Here is a 17,876-nt window from a genome sequence, read left to right as displayed (position 1 = left end):
AATGCTTATTTTAATAGGCTATGCGGTAACTATGTAAGATAACTAAGTGGTTGAATAATGAACAAAACAGAATTCTACGCGGATCTGAATCGCGATTTTAAGGCATTAATGGCAGGGGAAACCAGTTTCTTAGCCACTCTGGCAAATACCAGTGCGTTACTGTTCGAACGCCTTTCTGACGTGAACTGGGCGGGCTTTTATCTGCTGGAAGGTGACACGCTGGTGCTGGGGCCTTTCCAGGGTAAACTCGCCTGCGTACGCATCCCGGTAGGTCGTGGCGTGTGCGGTACCGCAGTGGCGACCCGTCAGGTTCAGCGTGTCGAAGATGTTCATGCGTTTGACGGCCACATTGCCTGCGATGCCAGCAGCAATTCTGAAATCGTACTGCCGCTGATGGTTAAAAATCAGATTATTGGCGTTCTGGATATCGACAGCACGGTCTTCAGCCGCTTTACTGCCGAGGATGAGCAGGGGCTGCGCGCATTGGCCGCAAACCTGGAAAATGTTCTGGCAGAGACCGATTATCTTAAATTCTTTGCGAGCGTCGCAGGATAATCAACGGATAACGTAGCATTTACTGATAGCGTCATTATAATGTCGCCTGTTCATGCCTGCGCTTGTTGGCAACGTCCGTTGTAATCAGGAAATTTCATGGAAAATCAACCTAAGTTGAATAGCAGTAAAGAAGTTATCGCATTTCTGGCCGAGCGTTTCCCGCAGTGCTTCAGCGCTGAAGGTGAAGCGCGTCCTCTGAAAGTCGGTATCTTTCAGGATCTGGTCGCGCGCGTTGAGGGGGAGATGAACCTCAGCAAAACGCAGCTTCGTTCTGCCTTGCGCCTTTATACCTCGAGCTGGCGTTACCTGTACGGTATCAAGCCGGGTGCGACCCGTGTCGACCTTGACGGCAACCCGTGCGGTGAGCTGGACGAGCAACACGTAGAACATGCGCGTAAGCAGCTTGAAGAAGCCAAAGCTCGCGTGCAGGCACAGCGTGCGGAACAGCAGGCGAAAAAACGCGAAGCCGCAGCGGCAAACGGTCAGGAAGACGCCCCTCGTCGCGAGCGTAAACCGCGCCCGGCACCGCGTCGTACTGAAAATAACGATCGCAAACCGCGTGCTGACAAACCCGCAGCTAAAGCCCCACGTGCGCCGCGCGAAGAGCCGCGCCATACCCCAGTTTCTGACATTAACGCACTGAGCGTCGGTCAGACTCTGAAGGTCAAAGCGGGTAACAATGCGATGGACGCCACCGTACTGGAAATCACCAAAGACGGCGTTCGTGTACAGCTGACTTCTGGTATGTCAATGATAGTACGCGCAGAACACTTGTTGTTCTGAAACGGAGGCCGAGCCTGGCATGAACACTTTTTTTAAGCTCACCGCGCTGGCTGGCCTGTTTGCTATAACAGGCCACGCTTTCGCTGTGGACGATATTACGCGTGTTGATCAAATTCCGGTGCTCAAGGAAGAGACTCAGCACGGGACGGTGAGTGAGCGCGTGACGTCGCGCTTTACTCGTTCGCACTATCGTCAGTTCGATCTCGATCAGGCCTTTTCGGCCAAAATCTTTGACCGTTATCTGAACTTGCTGGATTACAGCCATAACGTACTGCTGGCCAGCGATGTCGAACAGTTCGCTAAACGCAAATCCGAAGTGGGTGATGAGCTGCGCTCCGGAAAGCTCGATCTGTTCTACGATCTGTACAACTTATCGCAAAAGCGCCGTTTTGAGCGTTATCAATACGCGCTGAAAGTGCTGGAACGTCCGATGGACTTCACCGGCAACGACACCTTTAATCTGGACCGCAGCAAAGCGCCATGGCCGAAAGACGAGGCTGAACTGAATGCGCTGTGGGACGGAAAAGTCAAATATGACGAACTGAGCCTCAAGCTTACAGGCAAAGACGAGAAAGAGATCCGTGAGACGTTAAATCGTCGATACAAATTCGCTATTCGTCGTCTGGCGCAGACCAACAGTGAAGATGTTTTCTCGCTGGCGATGACCGCGTTTGCGCATGAAATTGATCCGCACACTAATTATCTCTCTCCACGTAACACCGAACAGTTCAATACCGAAATGAGCCTGTCTCTGGAAGGTATCGGTGCTGTGCTTCAGATGGACGATGATTACACCGTAATCAACTCCATGGTGGCCGGTGGCCCTGCGTCGAAAAGCAAAGCGATCAGCGTAGGCGACCGTATTGTCGGTGTGGGTCAAACCGGAAAGAGCATGGTGGACGTGATTGGCTGGCGTCTTGATGACGTTGTTGCGCTGATCAAAGGGCCGAAGGGCAGCAAAGTTCGCCTGGAGATCCTGCCAGCCGGTAAGGGGACTAAAACCCGTATCGTTACTCTCACCCGTGAGCGTATCCGTCTGGAAGATCGCGCGGTGAAAATGTCGGTGAAAACCGTGGGTAAAGAGAAGGTTGGCGTTCTGGATATCCCAGGTTTCTACGTCGGCCTGACCGATGATGTGAAAGTGCAGCTCCAGAAGCTTGAAAAGCAGAATGTCAGCAGCGTGATCATTGACCTGCGCAGCAACGGCGGCGGGGCGTTGACCGAGGCCGTCTCGCTTTCCGGGCTGTTTATCCCGTCTGGCCCGGTGGTACAGGTGCGCGATAACAACGGTAAAGTGCGTGAAGATGCCGATACCGATGGTGTGGTCTACTATAAGGGTCCGCTGGTGGTGCTTGTCGATCGCTTCAGCGCCTCTGCATCGGAAATCTTCGCTGCTGCCATGCAGGATTACGGCCGGGCATTAATCGTCGGCGAACCGACGTTTGGCAAGGGCACCGTTCAGCAGTACCGCTCTCTGAACCGTATTTACGACCAGATGCTGCGCCCTGAGTGGCCTGCGCTGGGCTCAGTACAGTACACCATTCAGAAGTTTTACCGCGTCAACGGCGGCAGTACGCAGCGCAAAGGCGTGACGCCGGATATCATGATGCCGACAGGTACCGAAGAGACGGAAACGGGCGAGAAGTTTGAAGATAACGCGCTGCCGTGGGATAGCATTGATGCCGCGACATTCGTGAAATCGGGTGATATGAAACAGTTCGGACCGGAACTGCTGAAAAATCACAACGATCGCATCGGGAAGGATCCGGAATTCCAGTACATCATGAAGGACATCGCGCGTTTCAACGCTTTGAAAGCGAAACGGAACATTGTGTCTCTGAACTACGCCCAGCGTGAGAAAGAGAACAATGAAGATGACGCGACACGTCTGGCGCGTATCAACGATCGCTTCAAACGTGAAGGCAAGCCTCTGCTCAAAAAACTGGACGATCTGCCTAAGGATTACCAGGAGCCCGATCCGTATCTGGACGAGACGGTGCATATCGCGCTTGATCTCGCGAAGCTGGAAAAAGAGAAACCCGCCCTGCAACCTGCTCCGACAAAATAATCCCCCAACAGGCACAAGAAATTGTGCCTGTTTCTTTATGTACCTCCTCCTTCCGTCAGGCAGATTTCCAATTGTGTAAAGTTGTGTCTTTCTGGTGACTTACGCCGTCTGGATGCTTGAAAATAGTCGTAATACCCATACGATGTGGGTAATCGCATAGTGCGTTTTGTTAAACTGAGGTTAAAAGAATATTATGATGCGAATCGCGCTCTTCCTGCTCACCAACCTGGCGGTGATGGTGGTATTCGGGCTGGTGCTAAGCCTGACGGGAATTCAGTCGAGCAGCGTTCAGGGTCTGTTGATTATGGCGCTGCTGTTTGGTTTCGGTGGCTCTTTCATTTCACTGCTGATGTCCAGGTGGATGGCACTGAAATCCGTGGGCGGTGAAGTTATTGAGCAACCGCGTAACGATATGGAGCAGTGGCTGATGAGCACGGTTGCTCAGCAGTCAAAGCAGGCGGGCATTGCCATGCCGCAGGTAGCCATCTACCACGCGCCGGATATTAACGCGTTTGCTACCGGTGCGCGTCGTGACGCGTCCCTGGTGGCCGTCAGTACCGGCCTGCTGCAAAACATGAGCCGTGACGAAGCGGAAGCGGTTATTGCTCACGAGATCAGCCATATCGCCAATGGCGATATGGTCACCATGACCCTGATCCAGGGGGTGGTGAACACCTTCGTTATCTTTATTTCTCGTATTCTGGCACAGATTGCTGCCGGGTTTATGGGTGGCAACCGTGATGAGGGTGAAGAGAGCAACGGCAACCCGCTGATCTATTTTGCTGTTTCAATGGTGCTGGAGCTGGTGTTCGGTATCCTGGCAAGCATCATTACCATGTGGTTCTCCCGTCATCGTGAGTTCCACGCGGATGCCGGTTCCGCGAAACTGGTGGGTCGTGAAAAGATGATTGCTGCGCTGCAACGTCTTAAAACCAGCTACGAGCCGCAGGAAGCAAACAGCATGATGGCCTTCTGCATCAACGGCAAATCAAAGTCGCTGAGCGAGCTGTTTATGTCTCACCCGCCGCTGGATAAACGTATTGAAGCGCTGCGTAGCGGCGAATACCTGAAGTAACGTAATCGGGTTGAAAAGAACCGGGCTGGAGCCATTCTCCGCCCGGTTTTTTTATGCCTGCGCCTTTGGCTGGGTGACGCGAAGGCCGCTAATGACAGCCGCGAGGGTCGCCAGGGTCCCTGCGGTAATCAGCGCAACGTGTGTCGCATTCTGCCCGGAAAGGTTAAACATCAACGCCACCAGTGCGGCCCCGGTGCTTTGCCCTAACAGTCTTGCCGTGCCCAGCATCCCGCTGGCGCCACCGCTGCGATGACGTGGGGCAGAGGTGATAATCGTGTGGTTATTAGGGGACTGGAACAGACCAAAACCGGCCCCGCACAGGATCATGCGCCAGATAATATCCAGATCCCCCGGCGAGGCGGGCAGGAGCGCCAGCGAAAACAGTCCCACCGCCATGACAACCAGCCCAATCGCCCCCAGAAGCCCGGCATGGACGCGCTCAATAAGGTAACCGGCCAGCGGGGCCATCACCATGGTTGCCAGCGGCCAGGGCGTGAGCAGCAAGCCTGTCTCCACTTCCGAACGGCCAATCACGCTCTGCAAAAAGAACGGCAGCGCAACCAGCGCCAGCATCTGGGCGCAGAACGAGCAAATGGAGGTACAAATGGATAGCGAAAACAGCGGAATACGCAGCAAATCCACCGGCAGTAACGGCACGGGCAGCGCCAGCTGACGTCGTACAAAGAAAAAGCCGATGATAAGCATGGCAACGATTTCTGCGGCAATGAGCGACAGAGACTGTCCCTGCGCAAATCCGCTCAGCGCGGTAATCAGCAGGCCAAAAGTCAGCGCGTTCATCACGGCGCTGGGCAGATCGAAACGTGGCATGGTGCTTTTCGGACCATTTTCCGGAAGATAGCGCAGGGCGAAGAAGATCGCCACAATGCCCAGCGGCACGTTAATGGCAAACAGCCACTGCCACGAGGCAACGGACAGGATGGCGGCGGCAATCGTTGGGCCGGCAGCGGACGACACGGCCACAATAAAGGAGTTAATGCCCATGCCGCGCCCCAGGTGGCGTTGAGGATAAATAAGCCGTATCAGGGCCGTGTTCACGCTCATTAGCGCCGCGCCGCCAAAGCCCTGCGCGATACGCGCCAGCGTAAGGGTGTGCAGTGAATCTGAAAGGGCACAGAAGAGCGAGGTGAGGGTAAAGACCACCAGCCCGCACTGGTAAACCCGGCGATAACCAAACATATCGCCCAGGAAAGAGAGTGACAGAAGGGAAATCACAATCGCTATCTGGTACGCGTTCACAATCCAGATGGAGCTTGCCGGCGAAGCATTAAGGTCTTTGGCAATGGTAGGAAGAGCCACGTTGGCAATCGCACCGTCAAGGACAGCCATCGAAATACCGATGACAATAGTGGCAATTGCCCCGTACCGCTGCGGTAAGGGCAGGCCATCAGAAACGTTTTTTTGCATGGGGAAAGAATGACTCAGCGTGAAATTATTTTCAGAGTAACTATTTTAGCATCGTTATTTCGGTTTTATGTCGCAGATTTGTAACGAAGTAAACCCAGATAGATTGCAGCACGCATCACACGAATTTATAATAAAAACCGGTTCTGATTTTTATAAAACACTCTCCATGAGGTGATAAATGGCAATCGCAGATTTGGATAAGCAGCCAGATTCTGTTTCTTCCGTGCTGAAGGTGTTTGGCATCTTGCAGGCGCTCGGAGAAGAGCGTGAAATTGGTATTACAGAGTTGTCGCAGCGTGTGATGATGTCGAAAAGCACCGTTTATCGCTTTTTGCAGACGATGAAATCATTGGGTTATGTCGCGCAGGAAGGAGAATCAGAAAAATATTCTCTGACCCTGAAACTGTTTGAACTGGGCGCCCGTGCCTTGCAGAACGTGGATCTGATCCGCAGCGCTGACATTCAGATGCGTGAACTTTCACGACTGACGAAAGAGACAATTCACCTCGGTGCGCTGGATGAAGACAGCATTGTTTACATCCACAAAATTGACTCCATGTACAACCTGCGCATGTATTCACGCATTGGTCGTCGTAACCCGCTGTACAGCACCGCAATTGGTAAAGTACTGCTGGCCTGGCGCGATCGCGAAGAGGTGAAGCAAATCCTTGACGGGGTGGAGTACAAACGCAGCACCGACCGCACGATTACCAGTACGGAAGAACTGCTGAGCGTGCTGGATAAAGTGCGTGAGCAGGGTTACGGGGAAGATAACGAAGAGCAGGAAGAGGGGCTGCGTTGCATCGGTGTGCCGGTGTTTGACCGCTTCGGCGTTGTCATTGCGGGCCTGAGCATTTCGTTCCCAACGCTGCGTTTCTCTGAAGAGCGTCTTCATGAATATGTGGCGATTCTGCATACCGCAGCGCGCAAAATTTCAGAGCAGATGGGCTATAACGATTATCCGTTCTGATCGACGCCACCAATAAAAACGCCGCACTTTTGCGGCGTTTCTGTAAGCGAAGTTCAGCGCTGATTAACCGTTATCAACCACAACAGATGATTTACGCAGCACAGGACAGTTGGTTAACCCGATGATCCCGCTGTCGGAATGGATGTACTGAGCCGTGCTTATCCCCTGGGCGGTAAGATATTTACACTGGATACCCAGACCCGCGGCATTTTCTTTGCTCCCCATTAATACGCCGTACCCACTTAATAACAGGCCGATCCAGACAATGGCCAGTACAATTACTGTACGAATAAGTAAACGCATCGTTGCCTCTTTTTTCTTTGTTGTCATAGAGTAAGCGTAACGGCTTTACGCAGTGAAACAAGTGCATGATTCCGAAAAGCGTCTGTTGAAGGTACAGTTAGCCCCTGTTTAAGATAACCGTGATAACCTGGCTGTATCAGGTCATAAGACGGAGTGTGGAGTGAAAAAAATACGCTGGGTAATTCTGATTATAGTGTTGATAGCATGCGTGGTGCTGTGGACGCAGACTATCAATGTGATGTGCGATCAGGATGTACAGTTCTTTAGCGGCATTTGTTCAATCAATAAGTTTATCCCCTGGTAGAGACCATTTTTACGCTGAGTGATGTCCTTACGCGGCGGCAGTGGTAAAATAGCGGTTTTTACTGAGGTGGTGAAATGGGTGAGTTACTGAATTCGGGGCTGCTGAGCATTGCATCCCTGGTAATGTCTTTGGTGGTGCTGGTCGTTGGGCTGGTGCTGTGGTTTTTCGTTAACCGCGCCAGCTCCCGCACAAACGAACAGATTGAGCTGCTGGAAGCATTGCTCGATCAGCAGAAACGGCAGACTGCACTGCTGCGTCGTTTGTGCGAAGCCAACGAGCCGGAGGAGAAAGCGGTACCGAAGGACGCTGTTGCTCAACAACAAGACGAGGAAGACTTCATTCGCCTGGTAGCTGAACGATAGTCTGCCCGGAGCGGGGAGGTGGCCTGACGTACGGCGTAAATCCCCTCCCTTATCAAATGCATCCCACAACATCCCTGCATTTAATTAAGCAGCAGTTAACTCATGTTTTAGCACACTGAAAACTGGCGAATATTTATCCTTATTTAACAAATTCAGTTTCGTTGAATAAATAGTGTGCTTTATCTTTCCTGAAGTGTTTTATTTTTATCGAAACGTTTTGCTTGCCTTGTTTTGAGGCAGAGTCATAAAAATTTCATTATTTTGGTGCAGAATAACACTTATTAAATGGTGGTTTTTAATACAGTTAGCAAAATGTAATTAACATCGTATATTCCCTGACACATGTTGGTGCGTTGCAATGTTTTCAGCATAACTTTTCACAAAATGTTCTAACTCAGTCATTCCTTTAAAGAAATTCTGGGATTGGGATGGACGCTTTGAAATGATTGAGCTATGTTTAAAATGTCTTTGATTACAGGGCGCGTCAACGCACCCTGCGGGCAGTGAGGTCAGGTGGCGCTTCATTTAACAATTCGCATAACTGTGCAGATTGTTATGGAGTAACGTCTGAATTTGTGCGGCGGATCGAGACACGTTTAAAAATGGCTTGCCATATTAAACGTTGTGTGTGATAACACGTTTTGGGTCAAACGAGGTACAGTTCTGTTTATGTGTGGCATTTTCAGTAAAGAAGTCCTGAGTAAACACGTTGTCGTTGAATACCGCTTCTCTGCCGAACCTTATATTAGTGCCTCAAGCAGTAATGTCTCAGTTTTATCTATGTCAAAGCCTGCGGGCTAAGAAAACACTCTAAGGAATTTTGCAAATGGCAAAGATTAAAGGTCAAGTTAAGTGGTTCAACGAGTCTAAAGGTTTTGGTTTCATTACTCCTGCTGACGGCAGCAAAGACGTGTTCGTACACTTCTCTGCAATCCAGGGTAACGGCTTCAAAACTCTGGCTGAAGGCCAGAACGTTGAGTTCGAAATTCAGGATGGCCAGAAAGGCCCAGCTGCGGTTAACGTAACTGCTATCTGATCGAATCACTGCTGACTGAAGCGCTCAGCGCTTCGATCTCAGACATAAGCCTCGCCGATGCGGGGCTTTTTTATTCGCTTATTTTTCAAAATATTACGTAATCCTCCTCTGTTATTATCTTGTTGCAAACCCGCGAGATTATTAGCATTGTTTTCCCGCCTTATTATCCGCTTTTCCCGTTAAATCAGGGCGTTGATTAACAGCCCTGGGGTTAAGGTGAAAAAAAAGACAATAACCACCACCGGAAATTTTACTCCGGCACGTTTTGCACTTCTGTGTCTCGCCATCTTTTGTAGCCTTGCGTTTCTGCTGGGCCGCGTAGCGTGGCTACAAATTATCAAACCGGATAATCTGGTGAAGCAGGAGGATATGCGCTCCCTGCGCGAAGTGGCGATAGACGCCCCGCGTGGGATGATTGTTGACCGTGAAGGGCGACCCCTTGCGGTGAGCGTACCCGTCCAGGCCGTCTGGGCCGATCCCAAAACAGTGCTGGAAAAAGGGGGGATCGGTTTTGACTCGCGCTGGCAGGCCCTGGCAAATGCCTTACACCTTTCTCTGAGCACGCTCGCATCGCGAATTAACAGTAACCCGCACGGGCGATTTATTTACCTGGCCCGTCAGGTTGATCCCGCCCAGGCAAAGTGGATCGATAAGCTGCGTCTCCCCGGCATCAACCTTCGCGATGAGTCCCGCCGCTTTTATCCTGCCGGGCACGTGGCGGCGAACCTGATTGGCTTCACCAATATTGATGGTCAGGGCATTGAGGGCGTCGAGAAAAGCTTTAACACGCAGCTTACCGGGAAGGCAGGCGTGCGGCTGGTCAGGAAAGATCGCTACGGGCATGTGGTTGAGAACCTCACGGAGGTGGCTCCCGTACCTGCACATAATATCCAGCTTAGTATCGATGAACGCCTGCAAACTATCACCGAAGACGCGCTGGATAATGCCGTGGCGTGGAACAAAGCCGAGTCAGGCGCGTCGGTGCTGATTAATATCCGGACGGGCGAAATTCTGGCGATGGCGAGCTTCCCTGACTTCAACCCCAACAACCGGGAAGGGGCAACGCTGGATGATTTTCGCAATCGCGCGATCAGCGACACCTTTGAACCTGGCTCTACCGTTAAGCCCCTGGTGCTGATGACGGCGCTACAGCAGGGACTGGTACAGCCTGACAGCGTGATAGACACGCACCCCTACACCATTGATGGTCATCGTATTCGTGATGTGGGCTACTACCCCGAGCTGACGATGACCGGGATTTTGCAAAAATCCAGCGACACAGGCGTATCCCGTCTTTCGCTGGCGATGCCCGTGCAACGGTTACTGGATACCTATAAAAACTTTGGTTTTGGCGAGAGTACCGGGCTTGGTTTAACGGGAGAAAGCGCAGGCTTACTGCCGCAGCGAAAATTCTGGAGTCAGTTAGATCGGGCGACCTTTGCCTTTGGGTATGGCCTGATGGTAACCCCCCTCCAGCTGGCGCATGTGTATGCCACCATCGGCAGCTACGGCATTGAACGGCCTCTGTCCATTACCCGTATCGACCCGCCGGTGATTGGCAAGCGGGTGATGCCCGAGGAAATTGTTCACGAGGTGGAACATATGATGGAGAGCGTTGCGTTACCCGGCGGCGGTGGAGTCAAAGCGGCGGTGCGTAACTATCGCGTGGCGATAAAAACCGGGACGGCCAAAAAAATCGATGAACATGGTAAGTATGTGGATAAATACGTCGCCTATACCGCAGGCGTTGCGCCTGCCAGCGATCCCCGTTTCGCGCTGGTGGTGGTGATCAACGATCCGCAAAATGGTGCCTACTATGGCGGGGCCGTTTCTGCGCCCGTGTTCAGCGAAATTATGGGTAACGTCCTGCGCCTGGAAAACGTGAAGCCAGACGGGCTGCCGGCAGATTCTGACCATCTGATCGTGATGCGTCACCCAGCCGTTTATAACCCTGGCGAATAGCGGTACACTTCGCCTTTTGGTTTACGCCTGGAGCTGTCATGTCTTTCAGTTGTCCCCTTTGCCACGCGCCGCTGACGCGCGCGGAGAAAACGTTTATCTGTCCACAGGGACATCAGTTTGACCGGGCGAAAGAGGGCTATGTAAATCTTCTGCCGGTACAGTACAAGCGCTCCCGGGACCCGGGTGACAGCGCGGAGATGATGCAGGCGCGCCGGGCGTTTCTCGATGCCGGGCACTATCAACCGCTCAGGGATGCCGTTGCCGTCTTACTCCGTGAATATCTGACAGAAGGCGCATCCGCCATGCTGGATATCGGCTGCGGCGAAGGTTACTACACCGCCACGTTTGCTGACGTGGCGGCTGAGAAGGGCGCCGAAACTTACGGGCTGGACGTGTCGAAAGTGGCTATCCGTGCGGCAGCAAAACGCTACTCAGCGGTAACGTTCTGCGTGGCCTCCAGCCACCGCCTGCCGTTTGAGGAAGCGAGTATGGACGCCGTGGTGCGTATCTATGCGCCGTGCAAGGCTGAGGAGCTGGCGCGCGTCGTTAAGCCCGGTGGCTGGGTTATCACCGTCACGCCAGGGCCGCGTCATCTGCTGGAGCTAAAAGGGCTGATCTATGATGAAGTTCACCTGCATGCGCCTCACTCTGAACAGCTGGCGGGCTTTGCGTTAAAGCAGGCGCAGTCGGTAGCGTATGAAATGACGTTGCAGGGAAGTGAGGCGGTGGCGTTACTGCAAATGACGCCGTTTGCGTGGCGGGCAAAACCAGAGGTGTGGGAAACGCTGGCAGCGCAAACAGAATTTCGCTGCCAGACGGATTTCAGCATCCATTGCTGGCAGCGCGAAGGTTAACCCGCGAAGTGTGCCCAAAGGATTTGGGCACCAATCCCGATCAACACGATACCGCCCAGAATTTCGGCGCGTTTGCCTAACAGCGGGCCAATGAACCGACCCACCATCATCCCCAGCGTTGACATGATCAGCGTGGCGCAGCCAATCGCCAGCGCGGTGGCGATAATATTGACCTGTAAAAACGCCAGACCGACACCCACGGCCATTGCATCCAGGCTGGTTGCGATGGCGGTTGTCACCAGAAGCCAGAAGCCGTGGCGTTGCAGCGGCGCATCATCTTCATCGCCGTTACCACGAAAGCCTTCAATCACCATGCGTCCGCCGAGGAACACCAGCAGCACGAAAGCAATCCAGTGATTCCACTCCAGCACGAACTGGCTGGCGAGCATCCCCAGACCCCAGCCGATAAGCGGCGTCAGCGTTTCGATAGCGCCAAAGATGAGACCGGTACGCAGGGCGTCGGAAAATTTAGGTTTATGGAGGGTGGCACCTTTACCAATAGAGGCGGCAAATGCGTCCATGGACATGCCAAAAGCCAGAAGGATCGTAGCGGAGATATTCATAAGAGCGTCCAGACCGGGGATATCCATATGACACATCACTGCCCCCAGTAAACAGCAGTTGATGTATCTATGGTCTCGCCTGATCGCTTTTGACACAGTAAGTGTGCTGAAAACGATCCGTACGCGCCACGTTTTTCAACGAGTATGTTGACACGTACATTTCCCGCAGGCAGGAAATCGGCTACTCCCCAACGACGGGCGCAACCTTAACATATTTTGAGAATATAAAACAACAACGAAGATGGCTTTATATAGCCACTATATTGATAACGATTTTCATTTAGATTTATGCGTGAAAATATCGTTAACAAATATAAGGCAATTAACAGAGGAGATATAGCATCGGCTATATTTCTGGTTTAAGAATAATGCAATATATAGCCGATGCTATAATATTAACTCATTGAGTTTTAACGAGTAATTTGTAGATCTTTTCCAGGTCATCAATATTTTTGACCCGGATGAGCAGGCGGCGTTGTTCTAATTGCATCACCAGAACCCCGTCTTCGGATAAATTCATCTCTTTAATACGGTTATATTCTATCCAGACATTGGCGAAGAAGAATCCGTGTTTTTTAAAAATGAGTTTTGGCGAGCGGATCCAGAACAGGTAAATCGCCATTAATGCCAGCGCACATAATAACCATGTGGTTAATATTGCGCCGTGGCTGGTCACATTATTGTAAATCAGGATGACTACCAGACCGGCGAAGATAAACGCATCAATGCGTCCACGGCGTAAGAGGTGAAGGGTCAGCAGCGTCTCGCCGTGGCGGCGAGGCATAATGAACTCGTCATAGATCGCGTAAGCCAGAAGGGCAACAATAAATAAAACCAGTACGGTGTCCGTGACAGTCATTCATCCTCCAGATAAAAAGACCGGGGGCAAGCCCCCGGTCGGTAACGCATTTTATTACAGACCCAGCAGGCCGACGGCGTAGCCCGCGATACCGATGACGAAGAAGCCAACGATGATCCACAGCGGGTTCACTTTCTTACGCAGCAGCCACATACAGGCGAAGGTTAACAGCAGCGGTACCAGGCCCGGCATCAGCTGGTCCAGAATCGTCTGCACGGTGGTAACGCGCGTCTGACCATCCTGACCAGTGATCGTCGATACCACCAGCGGGATGTTCACGTGCGTCCACTTGTTAACCAGCGCCCCCATTACAAACAGGCCGAGGATTGACGCCCCCTCAGTCAGTTTTTGCAGGAAGCCGCCGCCCATATCCTTAACGATATCCACCCCTTTACGATAACCGTACGCCACGCCGTAGTAACGGGTCAGCAGACGCACCGCGTTGAACAGGATGAAGAACAGCAGAGGACCGAGCAGGCTGCCGCTCATGGCGATCCCGGCGCCCAGCGCCGCAAAGACCGGACGCACGGTACCCCAGAAGATCGGGTCACCCACGCCTGCCAGCGGCCCCATCAGACCAACTTTGATACCGTTGATGGCACCATCGTCGATTTCAGCCCCGTTCGCACGCTGCTCTTCCATTGCCAGCGTCACGCCCAGAACAGGCGCCGCAACATAAGGATGGGTGTTAAAGAATTCCAGGTGACGCTTAATTGCCTGACGGCGTGCTTCGTTGTTTTCCGGATACAGGCGTTTGATGGCCGGCACCATGGAGAAGCAGAAGCCGAGCGCCTGCATACGTTCGAAGTTCCATGAACCCTGAAACAGGTTAGAACGGATGAACACGCCACGAATATCACCCGGAGTGAGTTTTTTCTCAGTGGTAGTTTTTGTCATATCAACCATTTCGCTCACCTGTTAGTCCAGTTCGTTATCGAGATCGTTGTTACCAGCAGCCTGTGCAGGGGCACCCGCGACACGGTTGTATTTCGGGCTGAGCTGGATATAAAGAATCGCCATCACCGCACCAATCACACCCAGCGCAACCAGGTTGAAGTTGGTGAACGCAGCGGTAACGAAGCCGAGGTAGAAGAATGGCATCAGGTAGCCCGCGCGCATCATGTTGATGACCATCGCATAACCGACCACCACGATCATACCCCCGGCGATATTCAGACCGCTGGTAACCACTTCAGGGATCGCATTCAGCATGCCCTGAACTTCGCTGGTACCGACAGAAATCGCCACGATAACCGCAGGGATTGCGATACGCATCGCTTGCAGGAACAGGGAAGACACGTGGATCCAGGAGAGCGCGGTGAGGTTGCCGTTTTCGGCCGCCTTATCCGCCGCGTGCTGGAAGGCCACGGTAATAGTACGGACGATAATGGTCAGCACCTGACCCGCTGCGGCCAGCGGGATGGCCAGCGCGATACCGGCACCAATACTCTGATGACCAGCGATAACCAGAACGGTTGAAATAATGGACGCCAGCGCGGCATCTGGCGCAACTGCCGCACCGATGTTCATCCAGCCGAGGGCGATCATTTCCAGGGTACCACCGATGATGATACCGGTTTTCATGTCACCGAGAACGGCGCCAATCAACGTACAGGCCACCAGAGGGCGGTGGAACTGAAATTCATCAAGTACGGACTCCATACCCGCAATACATGCGACGATGAACACCAGCACAATCTGAAGAGTAGTAATCTCCATTGCACTTCTCCTATTACATAAGCTCTATATGAAAAACCGGCCCGGGCTTATTTCCCCACTTTGCCGATCAAATCCATCATTTTCAGTTTCTGGTCCGTGGAAACCTTACGGGCTTCCAGTTCGATACCGCGTGCATTCAGTTTGTTGAAGGCCTCGATATCTTTCGCATCCACTGAAATCGCGTTGTTGACCTGCGTTTTGCCCTGACGGAATGCCATACCGCCAATGTTAACGGAGGTGATTTTCACGCCGCCTTCAACAATGCGTTCGACGTCTGTCGGGTTGGTGAAGAGAAGCATCACGCGCTCACCCGCATATTTCGGGTTGTTGTAAACGCGGATCATTTTGGCGACATCCACGACGTGCGCGGTGACGCCCGGCGGTGCAACCTGGGTAAGAAGGGTTTTACGGACAGTGTCGGCGGCCACTTCGTCACTGACCACGATGATGCGTTGTACGTTGGTCTCTTTGGTCCAGCGTGTTGCCACCTGGCCGTGGATCAGACGGTCATCAATACGCGCAAGGCCGATAACCATATAATCGTTCGGACCCATTGGCTTCGCCGGTGCTGCCGCCCTTGGTGCAGCAGGGGCAGGTGCCGGTTTTTCAACCGGCTGCGCTTTCAGCGCCTTCACGCCTTCGCGACCGGTTTCCACCGCCAGTGCCACCAGTTCATCAAAACCTGGGTTGTCGTCACGCGCCATGAAGGTTTCCACCAACATCGGAATATTCACCCCGGCGACGACTTCATAATGCTCTTTATCGACGACAATGCGGCTGGCAGCGTTGAATGGGCTGCCGCCCCATGTATCCACGAGAAACAGCACGCCTTTGCTGGTATCCAGCTTCTCAAGCTGAGCAGTGTATTTTTCAATCAGCGTCTCGGCATTTTCACCGGGAACGAAATCGATCCAGCCGACGTTTTCCTGCTCGCCCAACAGCATTTCTGCCGTTTTGAGTAACTGCTCCGCAGCCCAACCATGTGTGCCTATGACAATAGCAATGGTCACTTGCTACCTCCTTTTATTATCATGTATACGTCTGCCAGGCAGGCGTACTGAGAATCGTATTGGCGAACCGAATCGATTCAGATAAGGGTTAGAGTTCAAAAAACTAAGACTTCCGCGAATTATTTTAGATAGTGAAAAAATAATTTATGTGATGAAGATCCGTAATTTAGCTACGCCTTACAGATTTTTCTTTAAGTTAATCCGCGTGTGTTACAGAAGTTTGCAAAGGAACGTAAATCTTTGCTAAAAACCAATTGTCTCTGATATGTTTAGCGTCCGTTTAATTATTCAGGAGTATAGGGCTACAGCCCACTATATGGACCGTCACCGACGTCAGTCATCTTCCAGGCCATTCCGCGCCTTATTCATCGGCGATCTTCGCCACGCATCGACTCTCATTCCCTTTGAAATGCCCGAAATTAGCGGGGCACCGTTTTGTCATTCCTTTAGCAGGAGCGTGTCATGGAATTCTTAATGGACCCGTCAATCTGGGTAGGCTTGCTTACGCTGGTCGTGCTGGAGATCGTTCTCGGTATTGATAACCTGGTGTTTATCGCCATCCTCGCGGATAAGCTGCCGCCGAAACAGCGTGATAAAGCCCGTCTGATCGGCCTCTCGCTGGCGCTGATCATGCGTCTGGGCTTGCTGTCTGTGATCTCGTGGATGGTTACCCTGACGAAGCCGCTGTTCACCGTCATGGATTTCACCTTCTCCGGCCGCGATTTAATCATGCTGGTGGGGGGACTGTTCCTGCTGTTCAAAGCCACAACAGAGCTGCATGAACGGCTGGAGAACCGGCAGCACGATGATGGCCACGGTAAGGGTTACGCCAGCTTCTGGGTGGTTGTTCTCCAGATTGTGGTGCTTGATGCGGTCTTCTCTCTGGATGCGGTGATTACGGCAGTCGGCATGGTGAACCATCTGCCGGTGATGATGGCGGCGGTGGTGATTGCGATGGCGGTAATGCTGCTGGCGTCAAAACCGCTGACGCGTTTCGTCAACCAGCATCCGACGGTCGTTGTGCTGTGTCTGAGCTTCCTGCTGATGATTGGTCTGAGCCTGGTGGCAGAAGGGTTTGGCTTCCATATTCCGAAAGGCTACCTGTACGCCGCGATTGGCTTCTCGATTCTGATCGAGCTGTTTAACCAGATTGCGCGCCGTAACTTTATTAAGCAGCAGTCGAATCAGCCGCTGCGAGCCCGTACCGCAGATGCGATTCTGCGACTGATGGGCGGACGTCGTCAGGTCAACGTGCAGGCTGATAACGAGAACCGTAACCCGGTTCCGGTGCCGGAAGGCGCGTTTGTGGAAGAAGAACGCTACATGATCAACGGCGTGCTTTCGCTGGCTTCCCGCTCCCTGCGCGGCATTATGACGCCGCGCGGTGAGATCAGCTGGGTGGACGCCAACCTGAGCGTCGACGAAATTCGTCAGCAGCTGCTCTCCTCGCCACACAGCCTGTTCCCGGTCTGCCGGGGTGAGCTGGATGAGATTATCGGTGTGGTACGCGCGAAAGAGATGCTGGTGGCGCTGGAAGAGGGCGTTAACGTCGAGGCCGTAGCGGCCGCGTCGCCCGCCATCGTGGTACCGGAGACGCTGGATCCGATCAACCTGCTGGGCGTGTTGCGTCGTGCCCGCGGGAGCTTTGTTATCGTCACCAATGAATTTGGTGTGGTACAGGGCCTGGTGACGCCGCTGGACGTGCTGGAAGCCATTGCCGGTGAATTCCCTGATGCGGATGAAACCCCGGAAATCGTTGCCGACGGTGACGGCTGGCTGGTGAAAGGCACCACCGACCTGCACGCGCTCTCGCACACGCTGGGCGTCGAAAACGTGGTCAATGATGATGAAGACATTGCCACCGTCGCGGGGCTGGTGATTGCCGTTAACGGGCAGATCCCGCGTATTGGTGATGTGCTGGAGCTGCCGCCGCTGCAAATTACCATCGTCGAAGCCAACGACTATCGCGTTGATATGGTGCGTATTGTTAAAGAGCACTCTGCACACGACGAAGAAGAGTAACGCTAT

At 52.9% G+C, this 17,876-nt stretch carries 19 protein-coding genes, 1 pseudogene and 1 riboswitch; of the genes and pseudogenes, 13 read left to right on the top strand and 7 right to left on the bottom strand.

The window, feature by feature from the left end; genetic code table 11:
- Positions 1-57: 57 nt before the first annotated feature.
- The 4 genes from RS584_RS12380 (at position 58) to htpX (ending at position 4,481) form a co-directional block, all read left to right on the top strand.
- Complete coding sequence (locus tag RS584_RS12380) at positions 58-555, top strand: GAF domain-containing protein (RefSeq protein ID WP_315747969.1); 498 nt, start codon at positions 58-60, stop codon at positions 553-555.
- Between the two features lie 96 nt (positions 556-651).
- Positions 652-1,338 carry an RNA chaperone ProQ gene (gene proQ, locus RS584_RS12375; protein ID WP_315747968.1) on the top strand — a complete coding sequence of 229 codons (687 nt, stop codon included), beginning with the start codon at positions 652-654 and terminating at the stop codon, positions 1,336-1,338.
- A 19-nt stretch (positions 1,339-1,357) separates the two neighbouring features.
- Positions 1,358-3,406, top strand: coding sequence for a carboxy terminal-processing peptidase (gene prc / locus RS584_RS12370; RefSeq protein ID WP_039270564.1), 2,049 nt, complete (start codon positions 1,358-1,360; stop codon positions 3,404-3,406).
- 193 nt (positions 3,407-3,599) lie between these two features.
- Positions 3,600-4,481, top strand: a complete 882-nt coding sequence (htpX, locus tag RS584_RS12365) for a protease HtpX (protein ID WP_015570297.1) — start codon at positions 3,600-3,602, stop codon at positions 4,479-4,481.
- A 51-nt stretch (positions 4,482-4,532) separates the two neighbouring features.
- On the opposite strand, the gene RS584_RS12360 is transcribed toward htpX, so the two are convergent.
- Positions 4,533-5,906 (bottom strand): MFS transporter, encoded by a 1,374-nt coding sequence (locus tag RS584_RS12360; RefSeq protein WP_017693257.1) that lies wholly within the window; start codon positions 5,904-5,906, stop codon positions 4,533-4,535.
- Positions 5,907-6,084: 178 nt separating this feature from the next.
- Between RS584_RS12360 and kdgR the strand changes: the two genes are divergently transcribed.
- Entirely contained in the window at positions 6,085-6,876 is a 792-nt protein-coding gene (gene kdgR / locus RS584_RS12355; RefSeq protein ID WP_015570299.1) for a DNA-binding transcriptional regulator KdgR, read from the top strand.
- Between the two features lie 63 nt (positions 6,877-6,939).
- Here the strand turns inward: kdgR and RS584_RS12350 are convergent, their stop codons facing one another.
- A complete protein-coding gene (locus tag RS584_RS12350) occupies positions 6,940-7,179 on the bottom strand; it encodes a YobH family protein (protein ID WP_017384332.1) in 240 nt (79 codons plus the stop codon).
- A 160-nt stretch (positions 7,180-7,339) separates the two neighbouring features.
- On the opposite strand from RS584_RS12350, the gene mgrB reads away from it, so the two are divergent.
- The 6 genes and pseudogenes from mgrB to rlmA all read left to right on the top strand — a co-directional run bounded on the left by mgrB (position 7,340) and on the right by rlmA (position 11,697).
- Positions 7,340-7,483, top strand: a complete 144-nt coding sequence (mgrB, locus tag RS584_RS12345; RefSeq protein ID WP_003859906.1) for a PhoP/PhoQ regulator MgrB — start codon at positions 7,340-7,342, stop codon at positions 7,481-7,483.
- A 74-nt stretch (positions 7,484-7,557) separates the two neighbouring features.
- A complete protein-coding gene (locus RS584_RS12340; protein ID WP_017693259.1) occupies positions 7,558-7,845 on the top strand; it encodes a YebO family protein in 288 nt (95 codons plus the stop codon).
- Positions 7,846-8,514: 669 nt separating this feature from the next.
- Positions 8,515-8,659: pseudogene (locus RS584_RS12335) on the top strand (DUF2627 domain-containing protein).
- A 12-nt stretch (positions 8,660-8,671) separates the two neighbouring features.
- Entirely contained in the window at positions 8,672-8,881 is a 210-nt protein-coding gene (cspE, locus tag RS584_RS12330) for a transcription antiterminator/RNA stability regulator CspE (RefSeq protein ID WP_001062678.1), read from the top strand.
- A 216-nt stretch (positions 8,882-9,097) separates the two neighbouring features.
- The gene (gene ftsI / locus RS584_RS12325; protein WP_032648589.1) at positions 9,098-10,843 is read left to right on the top strand and encodes a peptidoglycan glycosyltransferase FtsI; all 1,746 of its coding nucleotides are present in this window, start codon (positions 9,098-9,100) and stop codon (positions 10,841-10,843) included.
- 38 nt (positions 10,844-10,881) lie between these two features.
- Positions 10,882-11,697 (top strand): 23S rRNA (guanine(745)-N(1))-methyltransferase, encoded by an 816-nt coding sequence (gene rlmA / locus RS584_RS12320; protein ID WP_315747967.1) that lies wholly within the window; start codon positions 10,882-10,884, stop codon positions 11,695-11,697.
- Here the strand turns inward: rlmA and mntP are convergent.
- The 5 genes from mntP to manX all read right to left on the bottom strand — a co-directional run bounded on the left by mntP (position 11,694) and on the right by manX (position 15,848).
- Entirely contained in the window at positions 11,694-12,260 is a 567-nt protein-coding gene (gene mntP, locus RS584_RS12315) for a manganese efflux pump MntP (RefSeq protein WP_023296797.1), read from the bottom strand. The two genes, rlmA and mntP, sit on opposite strands and share 4 nt — an antisense overlap.
- Before the next feature lies 1 nt (position 12,261).
- Positions 12,262-12,462: riboswitch (yybP-ykoY riboswitch) on the bottom strand.
- A 198-nt stretch (positions 12,463-12,660) separates the two neighbouring features.
- Positions 12,661-13,119, bottom strand: coding sequence for a DUF986 family protein (locus RS584_RS12310; protein WP_315747966.1), 459 nt, complete (start codon positions 13,117-13,119; stop codon positions 12,661-12,663).
- 54 nt (positions 13,120-13,173) lie between these two features.
- Positions 13,174-14,025, bottom strand: coding sequence for a PTS mannose transporter subunit IID (locus RS584_RS12305; protein ID WP_006810994.1), 852 nt, complete (start codon positions 14,023-14,025; stop codon positions 13,174-13,176).
- Positions 14,026-14,037: 12 nt separating this feature from the next.
- A complete protein-coding gene (gene manY, locus RS584_RS12300; protein WP_003859914.1) occupies positions 14,038-14,838 on the bottom strand; it encodes a PTS mannose transporter subunit IIC in 801 nt (266 codons plus the stop codon).
- Between the two features lie 47 nt (positions 14,839-14,885).
- Complete coding sequence (gene manX / locus RS584_RS12295) at positions 14,886-15,848, bottom strand: PTS mannose transporter subunit IIAB (RefSeq protein WP_017384327.1); 963 nt, start codon at positions 15,846-15,848, stop codon at positions 14,886-14,888.
- A gap of 265 nt (positions 15,849-16,113) precedes the next feature.
- Between manX and RS584_RS23400 the strand changes: the two genes are divergently transcribed.
- Both RS584_RS23400 and yoaE read left to right on the top strand, forming a co-directional pair.
- On the top strand, positions 16,114-16,323 hold the full coding sequence (locus tag RS584_RS23400) for a protein YoaL (RefSeq protein WP_077579975.1): 210 nt from the start codon (positions 16,114-16,116) through the stop codon (positions 16,321-16,323).
- On the top strand, positions 16,311-17,870 hold the full coding sequence (gene yoaE, locus RS584_RS12290; protein ID WP_006810992.1) for a CNNM family cation transport protein YoaE: 1,560 nt from the start codon (positions 16,311-16,313) through the stop codon (positions 17,868-17,870). The genes RS584_RS23400 and yoaE overlap by 13 nt, the downstream gene beginning before the upstream one ends.
- Positions 17,871-17,876 lie beyond the last annotated feature (6 nt).

The organism is Enterobacter sp. DTU_2021_1002640_1_SI_PRY_ASU_LCPMC_013, from assembly GCF_032389435.1.
Taxonomy (GTDB): Bacteria; Pseudomonadota; Gammaproteobacteria; order Enterobacterales; family Enterobacteriaceae; genus Enterobacter; species Enterobacter hormaechei_C.
The sequence above is the reverse complement of the archived record's forward strand: the minus strand, read 5'-3'. Positions and strand labels throughout refer to the sequence as shown.

Coding starts and splice junctions, on each gene's coding strand:
- RS584_RS12380 (WP_315747969.1), top strand. CDS start 58: ATGAACAAAACAGAATTCTACGCGGATCTGAATCGCGATTTTAAGGCA.
- proQ (WP_315747968.1), top strand. CDS start 652: ATGGAAAATCAACCTAAGTTGAATAGCAGTAAAGAAGTTATCGCATTT.
- prc (WP_039270564.1), top strand. CDS start 1,358: ATGAACACTTTTTTTAAGCTCACCGCGCTGGCTGGCCTGTTTGCTATA.
- htpX (WP_015570297.1), top strand. CDS start 3,600: ATGATGCGAATCGCGCTCTTCCTGCTCACCAACCTGGCGGTGATGGTG.
- RS584_RS12360 (WP_017693257.1), bottom strand. CDS start 5,906: ATGCAAAAAAACGTTTCTGATGGCCTGCCCTTACCGCAGCGGTACGGG.
- kdgR (WP_015570299.1), top strand. CDS start 6,085: ATGGCAATCGCAGATTTGGATAAGCAGCCAGATTCTGTTTCTTCCGTG.
- RS584_RS12350 (WP_017384332.1), bottom strand. CDS start 7,179: ATGCGTTTACTTATTCGTACAGTAATTGTACTGGCCATTGTCTGGATC.
- RS584_RS12340 (WP_017693259.1), top strand. CDS start 7,558: ATGGGTGAGTTACTGAATTCGGGGCTGCTGAGCATTGCATCCCTGGTA.
- cspE (WP_001062678.1), top strand. CDS start 8,672: ATGGCAAAGATTAAAGGTCAAGTTAAGTGGTTCAACGAGTCTAAAGGT.
- rlmA (WP_315747967.1), top strand. CDS start 10,882: ATGTCTTTCAGTTGTCCCCTTTGCCACGCGCCGCTGACGCGCGCGGAG.
- mntP (WP_023296797.1), bottom strand. CDS start 12,260: ATGAATATCTCCGCTACGATCCTTCTGGCTTTTGGCATGTCCATGGAC.
- RS584_RS12310 (WP_315747966.1), bottom strand. CDS start 13,119: ATGACTGTCACGGACACCGTACTGGTTTTATTTATTGTTGCCCTTCTG.
- RS584_RS12305 (WP_006810994.1), bottom strand. CDS start 14,025: ATGGTTGATATGACAAAAACTACCACTGAGAAAAAACTCACTCCGGGT.
- manY (WP_003859914.1), bottom strand. CDS start 14,838: ATGGAGATTACTACTCTTCAGATTGTGCTGGTGTTCATCGTCGCATGT.
- RS584_RS23400 (WP_077579975.1), top strand. CDS start 16,114: ATGTTTAGCGTCCGTTTAATTATTCAGGAGTATAGGGCTACAGCCCAC.
- yoaE (WP_006810992.1), top strand. CDS start 16,311: ATGGAATTCTTAATGGACCCGTCAATCTGGGTAGGCTTGCTTACGCTG.